The organism is Palleronia pelagia (assembly GCF_900110115.1).
Taxonomy (GTDB): domain Bacteria; phylum Pseudomonadota; class Alphaproteobacteria; order Rhodobacterales; family Rhodobacteraceae; genus Palleronia; species Palleronia pelagia.
Genome location: NZ_FOCM01000001.1, coordinates 612,167 through 625,271 on the forward strand (window position 1 = coordinate 612,167; position 13,105 = coordinate 625,271).

Here is a 13,105-nt window from a genome sequence, read left to right on the forward strand (position 1 = left end):
CTTCGAACTTGAAAGCATGCGCCGACGGGTGCATTCCGTTCGTCGACGCGGTGCGCGTTACCGCAAACAGAATTGTCCCGGACCGCAGCGGTCCTTCAACCAAAGGGGGGTCCCATGCCCACCAAGACCGACCTTCGCGACGACATCCAGCATCACCTGAAATACAGCCTGGGCAAGGATGCCGGGCACGCGCAGATCACCGATTGGCGGCTGGCGCTGAGCTATGCGATCCGCGACCGCATCGTCGATCCGTGGTTCGCCTCGACCCGTGCGACCTATGCCCAGAAGGGCAAGCGCGTCTATTACCTGTCGATGGAATTCCTGATCGGCCGGCTTCTGGAAGACGCGGTGGTCAACCTGGGCCTGATGGACGAGGCCGAGGCCGCCTTCAAGGCCAACGACCTGTCGCTGGACGACGTGCTGGGCGACGAACCCGACGCCGCGCTCGGCAATGGCGGCCTGGGCCGTCTGGCCGCCTGCTTTCTCGAGTCGCTGTCGACCATCGGCTGCCCCGCCTACGGCTATGGCATCCGGTACGAGCACGGCCTGTTCAAGCAGAGCTTCCACGAAGGCCGCCAGATCGAAAGCCCCGAGGATTGGTTGACGCAGCCCCACGCGTGGGAGTTCGAGCGTCCCGAGGCCGCGTTCCGTATCGGCTTCGGCGGTTCGGTCGAGGAGTTGGGCGGCAAGACCGTGTGGACCCCGTCCGAGGCGGTCATCGCCGAGGCGTTCGACACGCCCATCATCGGCTGGGAGGGCCGCTGGGCCAACACGCTGCGGCTGTGGGCGGCGAAGCCCGAGCAGGTCTTCGACCTCGACCGGTTCAACGCGGGTGACTACTACGGCGCGGCCGAGCCGGAGAACCTGGCCCGCACCATCAGCCGCGTGCTCTATCCCGACGACACCACCGACGAGGGCAAGCGCCTGCGCCTGAAGCAGGAGTTTTTCTTCACCGCCGCATCGCTGCGCGACATCCTGCGCCGGTTCGAGTCCGAATGCGACGACCTGGAACTTCTTCCGCAGAAGGTCGCGATCCAGCTGAACGACACGCACCCGGCCATCGCCGGCCCGGAGCTTGTCCGTCTGCTGGCCGACGAGAAGGGGATGCCGGTCGAGAAGGCCATCGAGATCGCGCGCGGCTGCCTCAGCTACACCAACCACACCCTGCTGCCCGAGGCGCTGGAACGCTGGTCCGAGGGGCTGATGCGCGACCTGCTGCCCCGCCACATGCAGCTGATCGAGGAAATCGACGCGGCCCACGCGCGCGAGAATCCGTCGCGCGGTGTGACCATGACCGACGACGGCGACGTGCTGATGGGGCCGCTGGCCTTCGCCATGGCGCACAAGGTCAACGGCGTCTCGGCGCTTCATACCGAGCTGATGAAGGAAACGGTGTTCGAGGAACTGCACCGCCTCCACCCCGACCGGATCGTGAACCAGACCAACGGCGTGACCCCGCGCCGCTGGGTGCTGTCGGCCAACCCGCGGCTGTCCGCGCTCATCACCGAGGCCATCGGCGACGGATGGGTCGACGACCTGGAGCGTTTGAGCAAGCTCGAGCCCATGGCCGACGACAAGACCTTCCGCGACGCCTTCGCCGCGGCCAAGCGCGCCAACAAGGCGGACCTGGCCAACTACCTGGGCGAGCGGGGCGCCAACGTGGACCCCGATGCCATGTTCGACGTGCAGATCAAGCGCATCCACGAATACAAGCGCCAGCACCTCAACATCATCGAGACCATCGCCCACTGGCAGGAAATCAAGGACAACCCCGGCGCCGGCTGGGTGCCACGGGTCAAGATCTTCGGCGGCAAGGCCGCGCCCGGCTATGTCTTCGCGAAGGAGATCATCCACCTCATCAACGCGGTGGCCGAGGTCATCAACACCGATGCCGATACCGGCCACCTGCTGAAGGTTGCCTATCCCGCGAACTACAATGTCACCCTGGCCGAGCGGCTGATCCCGGCGGCCGAGCTTTCGGAACAGATCTCGACGGCGGGCAAGGAAGCATCGGGCACCGGCAACATGAAGTTCGCCCTCAACGGCGCTTTGACGGTCGGCACGCTGGATGGCGCGAACGTCGAGATCCGCGACCTGGTGGGGGCGGACAACTTCTTCCTGTTCGGCATGACCGCCGACGAGGTGGTGAAGCGGCGCGAGGTCGAGGGCCACGCCCAGAAGGCCATCGACGCCGATCCGCGGCTGAAACGTGCGCTGGACGCGATCCGCTCGGGCACTTTCGGGCCGGGCTTCGAGGGCATCGTCGACAACGTGTCGGGGCCCGACTACTTCCTCGTCGCCTCGGACTTCACCGACTTCTACCGCGCCCAGCGCGAGGTCGAGAAAGCCTATGCCGACCAGGATGCCTGGACGCGCATGGCTGTGCTGAATACGGCGCGGTCGGGCTGGTTCAGCTCGGACCGGACCATTCGTGGCTACATGCGCGACGTCTGGTACAGCGAGGCGCTGGCCGCCGAATAAGGCCCGTGGCGGGGGATTGAGTCTGAGGGTGGATGGCCTAACCTATTGGTCATGAGCACCGCAGACACACCCCCCGCCGCCATTTCCCTTGAGGATGCCCGCAAGGTTCAGAACGGTCAGCACCGTGATCCGTTCTCGGTCCTGGGGCCGCATGTCAAAGGTGGGCAGCGCCATGTCACGGCGCTGGACCCCGGCGCCGAAGACCTGTTCGCCGTCGACCAGACCGGCGAACACAAGCTGTCCCGCGTCGACGGAACGGATGTCTTCACCGGCCCCGCGCCAGGCGATGGCCATTACTGGCTGAAGGGCAAGAAGGGCCGCAACGTCTGGGAATACGAAGACGCCTATCGCTATGGCCCGGTCATGGGCGAGATGGACGAATACCTTCTGGGCGAGGGCACGCACCAGAAGATCTGGACCGTCCTGGGCGCCCACGTGATGGAGCACGAGGGCCAGCACGGCACACATTTCGCGGTCTGGGCACCCTCGGCACGGCGCGTCAGCGTGGTCGGAGGCTTCAACCAGTGGGACGGACGCCGCCACGCCATGCGCGCCCGCGGCGCCACTGGCATCTGGGAGATCTTCATCCCCAATATCGCCGAGGGCGAGGCTTACAAGTACGAGATCGTCGGCCCCGAGGGGCATCTTCAGCCGCTGAAGGCCGACCCGGTGGGCTTCGGCAGCCAGCATCCGCCCGAGAACGCGTCGATCGTGCGTGACCTGCGCGGCTACGGCTGGAAGGATGCCGAGTACATGAAGGGCCGCGCCCAGCGAAACGACCGCGCGGCGCCGATTTCGGTCTACGAGGTGCACTTGCCGTCGTGGAAACGGCGCATGGCCGAGGACGGCCGGTCGCTGTCCTATCAGGAGCTCGCGGTGGAGTTGGTGGATTACGCCGCCGACCTGGGCTTCACCCACCTGGAGTTCATGCCGGTCAGCGAATACCCGTTCGACGGCTCGTGGGGCTACCAGCCCGTGGGTCTCTTCGCGCCCACGATCCGCCACGGCACCCCGCACGAGTTCCGCGACCTCGTGGAAGCGGCGCATGAAAAAGGCATGGGCGTCCTGCTGGACTGGGTTCCGGGACACTTCCCGGTCGACCCGCACGGGCTGGCCAAGTTCGACGGTACCGCGCTTTACGAACACGCCGATCCGCGCGAGGGCTTCCACCCCGACTGGAACACCGCGATCTACAATTACGGCCGGATCGAGGTCGCCAACTTCCTGGTGTCGAACGCGCTTTACTGGCTGGACGAATACCACGTCGACGGCCTGCGCGTGGATGCGGTCGCCTCGATGCTTTACCGCGACTACAGCCGCAAGGCGGGCGAATGGATCCCCAACAAGGACGGCGGCAATGAGAATTACGAGGCCATCGCCGTCCTGCAAAAGACCAACATCGCTGCCTACGGCGAACACCCCGGCATCATGACGGTGGCCGAGGAATCCACCAGCTTCCCGGGCGTGTCGCGCCCCGTCGATGGCGGCGGGCTGGGCTTCGGGTTCAAGTGGAACATGGGCTGGATGAACGACACCCTGTCCTACATGCAGAAGGACCCGATCTACCGCCAGCACCACCACCACCAGATGACCTTCGGGATCCACTACGCGTTTTCCGAGAACTTCATCTTGCCGATCAGCCACGACGAGGTCGTGCACGGCAAGGGGTCGATGCTGAAGAAGATGCCGGGCAGCGAATGGGAGAAATTCGCCAACCTGCGGGCCTATTACGGCTTCATGTGGGGTCATCCCGGCAAGAAGCTGCTGTTCATGGGCAACGAACTGGCCATGCCGACCGAGTGGCAGGAGAAGGAGCAGCTGCCCTGGGACCTGCTGAAGGACCGCAAGCATGGCGGCGTTCAGTCGCTGATCCGCGATCTGAACAAGCTCTACCGCGATACGCCCGCGCTGCACGTGAAGGATTGCGACCCCGAGGGGTTCCAGTGGATCGACGCCAACGACGCGGCGCAATCGATCTTCTCGTGGATACGTCGCGGCAACGCGGGCGATGCCGAGGTCGTCGTGGTCTGCAACATGACCCCGGTCGAGCGGCCGTCGCACACGCTGGCCATGCCCGGCGCGGGCCGCTGGCGCGAGGCGCTGAACACCGATGCCGAAGTCTATGGCGGCAGCGGTCGCGGCAACATGGGCGCGATCGAGGCGAAGGACGAACCGCTGCACGGCCAGCCGGCCAGCGCGAGCGTCTACCTGCCGCCGCTGAGCACGCAGATTTTCATCAAGGACAAGGGCTGACCCACGAGACTAAAAAGATAACGATTTCAGGGAGGGGAAAGACATGGAGAAGCCGAACTCGAGACTTTCGAACAGGACGCTGGCCTTCGTGCTGGCGGGAGGACGCGGCTCGCGGTTGAAGGATTTGACCGAAAGCCGCGCCAAGCCCGCCGTCTATTTCGGGGGCAAGACCCGGATCGTCGATTTCGCGCTGTCGAACGCGCTGAACTCGGGCATCCGCAAGATGGCCATCGCCACGCAGTACAAGGCGCACAGCCTGATCCGGCACTGCCAGCGCGGCTGGTCCTTCTTCCGGGCCGAGCGGAACGAGTATCTCGACATCCTTCCCGCGTCCCAACGCGTGGCCGAGGACAAGTGGTATGTCGGCACCGCCGACGCCGTGACCCAGAATATCGACATCATCGACAGCTACGGCATCGAATACATCCTGATCCTGGCCGGCGATCACATCTACAAGATGGATTACGAGATCATGCTGCGCGAGCATGTGGACAGCGGCGCCGATGTGACCGTGGGCTGCCTGACCGTGAGCAAGGAGGAGGCCAAGGCCTTCGGCGTCATGGCCGTGGATGACACCTGGAAGATCACGTCCTTCCTGGAAAAGCCCGCCGATCCGCCCACGATGCCGGGCAGCGACACGGAAACGCTCGCCTCGATGGGGCTCTACGTCTTCAAGTGGAGCTACCTGCGCGAGCTTCTGATCCGCGACGCCGATACCGAGCATTCCAAGCACGATTTCGGTGGCGACATCATCCCCTACATCGTCGAGAACGGCCACGCGCAGGCGCACCGCTTCACCGAAAGCTGCGTACGCCACGCCGCGGGCGCGCCCGCCTACTGGAAGGACGTGGGCACGGTCGACGCCTACTGGCAGGCCAATATCGACCTGACGAATTTCGACCCGGACCTGGACCTGTGGGACACCAACTGGCCGATCTGGACCTATTCGGAATCCATGCCACCCGCCAAGTTCATCCACGACACCGAGGGCCGGCGCGGGCACGCGTTGTCGTCTCTGGTGTCGGGCGGCTGCATCATCTCGGGCACCGAGATCCGCGAGTCGCTTCTGTTCTCCAAGGTCAAGACGAACAGCTACGCCAAGCTGAACCAGGCGGTCATCCTGCCCGACTGCAATATCGGCCGTTCGGCCGAGCTGACGAAATGCGTGGTCGATCGCGGCGTGGATATCCCCGAGGGGTTGAAGATCGGCACCGAGGACGCGCCGGACCACCTGGATCGCGATGGCAAGCCGATCTTTCACACCTCGCCGGGCGGCGTGACACTGGTCACCAAGCCCATGGTCGACAAGTGGCACGAGGTGCATGGATGAAGGTCCTGTCGGTCGCGTCGGAATGTGCCCCCATCATCAAGACCGGTGGCCTTGCCGACGTGGTCGGCGCGCTGCCCGCTGCCCTGAGATCGCAGAACGTCGAGATGCGGGTCCTCCTGCCGGGCTATCCCAAGGTGATGGACCGCGTGGGCAGGGCACCCGCGGTCGCGCGGTTCGATGACCTGTTCGGCGGACCGGCCGAACTGATCGCGGCCGATGTGGGCGGCGTGCCCCTGCTGGTGCTGCGGGCCGACCATCTGTTCGACCGTGGCCACGGGATCTACCTGGATGAAAGCGGACAGGACTGGGAGGACAACCCTCAGCGCTTCGCCGCGCTCAGCCGGGCGGCGGCGCTGATCGCACGGGACGGGGCAGGGGACTGGCGTCCCGATATCGTGCACGGGCACGACTGGCAGGCGGGCTTTGTGCCCTACTACCTGCACCGGATGGAGGTCGGCGTGCCATCGGTCATGACGATCCACAACGTGGCCTTCCCCGGTCCCGCCGCCCCCGAGATGCTGGGAGAACTGAAGCTCGAGCTCGATGATTATCACCCGGGCGGGCTGGAATTCTGGGGTCGAATCTCGGCCCTGAAGGCGGGGCTGGTCTGGTCCGACAAGATCACCACAGTCAGCCCGACCTATGCCCAGGAATTGCAGACCGAGACCTTCGGCATGGGGTTCGACGGCCTTGTCCGCGCGCGGGCCGCCGATTTGCAGGGCATCCTTAACGGTATCGATACCGATGTCTGGAATCCTGCAACGGACCCCGAGATCGCGACCTACAAGACCGCGGCCTCGAAGAAGAAAGCGACCCGTGCGTTGCGCGAGGAATTCGGCCTGCCCGACAGCGATGGCCCGCTGGCCGTTGTCGTCTCGCGCCTGACAGAACAGAAGGGCCTGGATCTGGTGCTAGAGGGACTGCCCGACTTCCTCGCGCGCGGCGGGCAGATGGTGCTTCTGGGCTCGGGCCAGGGGGACCTGGAACGTGCGTGGGAAGTCGCAGGCGCCCGACACGAGGGGCTGGCGGTGCGGATAGGCTATGACGAGGGGCTGAGCCACCGGATGATGGCCGGGGGCCACGCGGTGCTCGTGCCCTCGCGGTTCGAGCCCTGTGGCCTGACCCAGCTCTACGGTCTGCGCTATGGCACCATTCCGGTCGTTGCGCGCACGGGCGGTTTGGCGGATACCGTCATCGACGCCAACGACGCAGGCCTGCGCGCGGGGGTTGCCACCGGGATCGTGCATGACCCCGGCTCGGCCGAGGCGGTGGCGCGGGCGCTGTCACGGCTGGCGGACCTTTACGCGGATCGCGACGTTTGGGCGAAGATGACCCGAAACGCGATGCGCCATCCGGTGGGATGGGACGTATCGGCGGCGGCCTATGCCGACCTCTACCGGAGCTTGATAACCGCATAATGAATAACCCGATCACGATCACCGAGGGCCGCGCGGCCCCCATCGGTGCGACCTTCGACGGCGATGGCGTGAATTTCGCCGTCTTTTCCGAAAATGCCGAACGGATGGTCCTGTGCCTGTTCGATGCCGATGGCACCGAAACGGGCCGGGTGGACCTGCCCGAACGCGACGGCGACGTGTGGCACGGCTACATCTCGGGGCTGCGGCCCGGACAGCATTATGGCTATCGCGCCCACGGCCCCTACGCCCCCGAACAGGGTCACCGGTTCAACCCGAACAAGCTGCTCATGGACCCGTATGCCAAGCGGCTGACGGGGCACCCGACGTGGCACGACACGTTGATGGGCTACAAGGTCGGGACCGCCAAGGACCCGGACCTGGTCATCGACCCGCGCGACAATGCCCGCTTCATGCCCCGCTCGGTCGTCGAGGATCCCGCATTCTCGTGGGGCGAGGACGAACATCCGCGCACGCCGATCCAGCAATCGGTGATCTACGAGGCGCATGTGAAGGGCCTTACCAAGCGCCGCGCCGACGTGCCCGACCCGGGCACGTTCCTGGCGATGTCGTCGGACCCGATGCTGGACTACCTGACCAACCTCGGGATCACGGCGATCGAGCTGCTGCCGGTCCATGCCTACCTGACCGACCATTTCCTGCACGAGAAAGGCCTCACCAACTACTGGGGCTACCAGACCATCGGTTTCTTCGCGCCCGAGCCGAAATACATGGCGCGCGGCCAGATCGACGAGTTCCAGCAGATGGTGGCGCGCTTCCATTCGGCGGGGATCGAGGTGATTCTCGACGTGGTCTACAACCACACCGGCGAGGGGAACGAGCTGGGCCCGACGCTGTCGTTCCGCGGGCTCGACAATGCCAGCTATTACCGGCTGATGCCCGATAATCCGCGCTTCTACGTGAACGACACCGGCACCGGGAACACGGTGAACGTGGATCATCCCATGGTCCTGCGCATGATCATGGACTCGCTGCGCTACTGGGTCGAGGTCATGCATGTGGACGGCTTCCGCTTTGACCTTTGCTCGACGCTGGGCCGTGTGGACGAGGGCGGCTTCGACCGCGGCGCGGCCTTCTTCGACGCGATCCGGCAGGACCCGGTGCTGGGCAACGTGAAGCTGATCGCCGAGCCCTGGGATATCGGGCCGGGCGGCTACCAGCTGGGGGCATTTCCGCCGCCCTTCATGGAATGGAACGACAAGTACCGCGACACCGTGCGCCGCTTCTGGCGCGGCGACGCGGGCGAGGCGCCGGCGCTGGCCGACCGCCTGACCGGCAGCGCGCTGCAATTCGACCACTCCAGTCGGCCGGCGACCTCGTCGGTCAACCTGCTGACGGCCCATGACGGCTTCACGCTGATGGACACGGTCAGCTACGAGGAAAAGCACAACGAGGCCAACGGCGAGGACGGGCGCGACGGCCACGGCGAGAACTATTCCGACAACCTGGGCGTGGAAGGCCCGACCGAGAAGGAAGCGATCAATGCCGCCCGCGCCCGCCGCCGGCGCAACATGATGGCCACGCTGATGCTCAGCCAGGGCACGCCGATGATCCTGGCGGGCGACGAGATGGGCAATTCGCAATCCGGCAACAACAACGCCTATTCGCAGGATAACGAGATCAGCTGGATCGACTGGGGATCCTTCGACGCCGAGTTCCACGATTTCACGCGGTTGATGATCTCGTTCCGCAAGAACCACCCTCTGCTGCGGCAGAAGCTTTTCCTGCATGCCCAGCGGCGCGAGGATGGGCTGGACGACCTGTTCTGGTGGCGTCCCGACGGCCAGCAAATGGAGGATGAAGACTGGCAGGATCCCGAGTTGTCCTGCGTCGCGATGGAGCTTCGGATGGCCTCGGGCACCCCGGATTACGCCGAGACCGAGCAGGCGATCTTCGCCGTGTTCAACGCGGGCGGCGCCGTGGACATGGTCATCCCCGATCCGCCCGAGAACACCCACTGGGTCTGGCGCGTGGATACCGCGCGCGAAGGGCGTCAGACCGACGTCGTGTCGGACCAGGTGAAGATCCCGGGACAGTCGGTGTCTGTCTTCGTCCTGGACATCCACACGTCATGAGCGACCCGCGCGACAGGCTGGCGGCGCGGCTCGGCGTGCTCGAAACCTTCCTCGACACGACCGGTCGCCGCCAGCACCTGGGCGCCGAGACACGCGACGCCATGCTGGCGGCGATGGACGCGCCCACCGATCCGCTGGCGGCCGCGCGGCATCTGGACATGCTCGATGCCGCCGACGCCGCGAGGCCGCTGCCGCGCTGGCTGGTTCTGGACGCCGACGCCGCGCATCGCCTGGAGGCGCTGGACGGGCAGGGCTGGACCCTCGCGCTCGAGGATGGCGAGACGCGCAAGGGGCAGGGGGCCGAGCTGGGCGCGCTGCCCGTGGGCATCCACGATCTGAATGGCGCCGGCTGGGTGACGACGCTGCTGGTCGCTCCGCGTCAGGTGCCGTTGCCCCCGCGCGGGTGGGGTGTGACCCTGCCGCTCTACGGGCTGGGGCAGGACGGTGCCGTCGGCAGCTATGCCGACCTTGCCGCCGCGGTGGCTGCGCTCGGGAAAGCGGGGGCCGATTTCGTGGGCATCAACCCGGTCCACGCCGGTTTCCCGGCCGACCCGCAGGCCTTCAGCCCCTACTCGCCGTCGCACCGGGGGCGGTTGTCGGTCGCCCACATCGCGCCCGAGCGGGCGATCGATGCGCCGGGCGGAGAGCTGCTGGACTGGCCCGCCGACCAGGGCGCGCGGCGCACCGCCCTGCGGGCCGAGTTCGACGCGGGCGCGCCGGGCTTTGCCGACTGGCGCGCGGCCGAGGGCGAGGCGCTGCAGCTGTTCGCCCTGCACCAGGCGCTGTCGGACACTCTGGGGCCTTACTGGACCGACTGGCCCGCGCCCTACCGCGACCCGAACAGCGCCGAGGTGGCCAGCTTCGCCGCCGAGAACACTGACACCATCGCGTTCCATGCGTGGTTGCAGTGGCGGGCCGAGCGCGACCTGACCACGGTGCACAAGGCCGCCGACGCCGCCGGAATGCGCTTCGGCCTCTACGTGGACCTGGCCGTGGGCACGCAACCCATGGGGGCCGAGACCTGGGCCGACCCGACGCTGTTCGCCTCGGGCGTGTCGCTGGGCGCGCCGCCGGATGCGTTCTCGTCCAAGGGGCAATCCTGGGGGCTGGCACCCTTGCGCCCCGACACCTTGGCCGACCGGGGCTTTCGCCCGCTGGCCACGATCCTGCGACAGCAGCTGCGCCATGCGAGGCTGATGCGGATCGACCATATCCTGGGGTTCGAGCGGGCGTTCTGGGTGCCGCAGGACCGCAGCACGCCCGGGGCCTACGTCGCCATGCCGCGCGACGCGCTGCTGGCCGTCGCCCGGATCGAGGCCGCGCGCGTCGGCGCGACCATCGTGGGCGAGGATTTGGGGAACATCCCCGATGGCCTGCAATCGGCGCTGCAAGAGGCGGGGATCCTCGGCTGCCGGGTGGCGCAGTTCCAGCAGGACTGGAACGCCGACACGGCCACCTTCCTGCCCGCCGACACCTACCCCGAAAGCGCCATGACCAGCTTCGGCACCCACGACCTGCCCACATGGGAAGGCTGGAAGCGCGGTCGCGACATCGACTGGCGGCGTGACATCGGCGATATCGACGACGCGGCCCATGCCGAGGCCCACGCCCAGCGGCGCGACGAGGTCGCGGCGCTGACCGGTCTTCTGGGCGGCGACGATGCCGCCGCGCTGCACCGTTTCCTGGCCGAAACGCCCTCGCGCCTCGTCGCCGTGCAGATCGAGGACTTGCTGGGCCGGGTCGAGCAGCCGAACCTGCCGGGCACGGTTCACGAACATCCCAACTGGCGCCGGCCGCTGGGCGTGGCGCCGGATGCGCTGGGTAACCTTGACGCCGTGGCTGAGACCACCAGACTTATGGCGAATGCCGACAGAGGAGGACGCGTGCCATGGAGATCCTGACGATCGACACCCAGCCCATCGAGGGTCAGAAGCCGGGCACCTCGGGCCTTCGCAAGAAGACCCGCACCTTCATGGAGCCGCATTACCTGGAGAATTTCGTCCAGTCGATCTGGGACGGCATCGGCGGCGTCGCGGGCAAGACGCTGGTTCTGGGTGGTGACGGGCGGTATTTCAGCCAGCCCGCGGCACAGGTGATCCTGCGCATGGCCGCCGCCGGCGGTGCCGCGCGGGTGATCGTCGGGCAGGGCGCGCTGATGTCGACGCCGGCGGCCTCGAACCTGATCCGAAGCCGCAAGACCGACGGCGGCGTGATCCTGTCGGCCAGCCACAATCCCGGCGGCATCGACGAGGATTTCGGCGTCAAGTTCAACCAAGCCAACGGTGGTCCCGCCGCCGAGGAGATCACGAACCGGATCTTCGAGGCGACGAAGACGATCACCCATTACCGCATCCTTGAAACCCACGACGTCGACCTGTCGGCGGTGGGCGAAACCAAGCTGGGGGACATGGTCGTCGAGGTCGTCGATCCCGTGGCCGCCTATGTCGACCTGATGGAGCAGCTGTTCGACATGCCCGCGATCGAACGGATGATAACGCGCGGCTTTCGGATCTGCTTCGACGCCATGCACGCCGTGACCGGACCCTACGCCAAGGCCATCTTCGAGGACCGGCTGGGCGCGGCCGAAGGCTCGGTCCTCAACGCCGTGCCAAAGCCCGATTTCGGCGGCGGGCACCCTGACCCCAACCCGATCTGGGCCAAGGAATTGATGGATGTCATGCATGGCGACGATCCGCCCGATTTCGGCGCGGCCAGCGACGGGGACGGGGACCGCAACATGATCATGGGCCCGGGCATGTACGTGAGCCCGTCGGATTCGGTGGCGATGCTGGCGGCGAACGCCCACCTGGCGCCCGCTTATGTCAACGGCCTGGCAGGTGTCGCCCGGTCCATGCCCACCAGCCGGGCGCTGGACGCGGTGGCCGCGAAGAAGGGCCTCGACTGCTACGAGACGCCCACGGGCTGGAAGTTCTTCGGCAACCTGCTCGACGATGGGCGCATCACCATCTGCGGCGAAGAGTCCGCGGGCACCGGCAGCGACCACGTCCGCGAGAAGGACGGGCTGTGGGCGGTCCTGCTGTGGCTGAACATCCTGGCGGCCAAGGACACCGGCATCGTTGATGTCGTCCACGACCACTGGGCCGAGTACGGTCGCAACTTCTACACCCGCCACGACTTCGAAGGGGTCGACGCCGACCGTGCGAACGCCATGTTCGACGACCTGCGCGGCCGGCTCGAAGGCATGGCCGGCACCACCGTCGCCGGGCGCACCGTCGCATCGGCGGACGAGTTCGCCTATACCGACCCGGTGGATGGCTCGGTTGCCGAAAGACAGGGCATCCGTGTGCATTTCGAGGGCGGGGGCCGCGTGGTCTACCGTCTTTCGGGCACCGGAACCGTGGGGGCCACCTTGCGTGTCTATCTCGAGGATGAGAGCGATGCGCTCGACGCCAAGGACCGCGACACGCAGGAGGCGCTGGCCGACATCATCGCCGCCGCCCACGAGATCGCGAAGATCGAACATTACACGGGCCGCACCGATCCGGACGTGCGCGCCTGAGAAAGGGACG

7 protein-coding genes are annotated in these 13,105 nt (G+C 66.6%); all 7 read left to right on the top strand.

Annotation, left to right across the window (positions count from 1 at the left end; all coding sequences use genetic code 11):
• Positions 1-114: 114 nt before the first annotated feature.
• The 7 genes from BMX96_RS03030 to BMX96_RS03060 are packed head-to-tail and all read left to right on the top strand — an operon-like array spanning position 115 to position 13,095.
• Positions 115-2,481 (top strand): glycogen/starch/alpha-glucan phosphorylase, encoded by a 2,367-nt coding sequence (locus BMX96_RS03030; RefSeq protein ID WP_091844121.1) that lies wholly within the window; start codon positions 115-117, stop codon positions 2,479-2,481.
• Between the two features lie 51 nt (positions 2,482-2,532).
• Positions 2,533-4,734 carry a 1,4-alpha-glucan branching protein GlgB gene (gene glgB, locus BMX96_RS03035; protein WP_091844123.1) on the top strand — a complete coding sequence of 734 codons (2,202 nt, stop codon included), beginning with the start codon at positions 2,533-2,535 and terminating at the stop codon, positions 4,732-4,734.
• A 43-nt stretch (positions 4,735-4,777) separates the two neighbouring features.
• Positions 4,778-6,064, top strand: coding sequence for a glucose-1-phosphate adenylyltransferase (glgC, locus tag BMX96_RS03040; protein WP_091844125.1), 1,287 nt, complete (start codon positions 4,778-4,780; stop codon positions 6,062-6,064).
• Complete coding sequence (gene glgA, locus BMX96_RS03045; RefSeq protein WP_091844127.1) at positions 6,061-7,482, top strand: glycogen synthase GlgA; 1,422 nt, start codon at positions 6,061-6,063, stop codon at positions 7,480-7,482. The genes glgC and glgA overlap by 4 nt, the downstream gene beginning before the upstream one ends.
• Positions 7,482-9,575, top strand: a complete 2,094-nt coding sequence (glgX, locus tag BMX96_RS03050) for a glycogen debranching protein GlgX (RefSeq protein ID WP_091844129.1) — start codon at positions 7,482-7,484, stop codon at positions 9,573-9,575. The genes glgA and glgX overlap by 1 nt, the downstream gene beginning before the upstream one ends.
• A complete protein-coding gene (malQ, locus tag BMX96_RS03055) occupies positions 9,572-11,476 on the top strand; it encodes a 4-alpha-glucanotransferase (RefSeq protein WP_091844131.1) in 1,905 nt (634 codons plus the stop codon). Before glgX ends, malQ begins: the two co-directional genes overlap by 4 nt.
• Positions 11,464-13,095, top strand: coding sequence for an alpha-D-glucose phosphate-specific phosphoglucomutase (locus tag BMX96_RS03060; RefSeq protein WP_091844134.1), 1,632 nt, complete (start codon positions 11,464-11,466; stop codon positions 13,093-13,095). Before malQ ends, BMX96_RS03060 begins: the two co-directional genes overlap by 13 nt.
• The last annotated feature ends 10 nt before the right edge of the window (positions 13,096-13,105 follow it).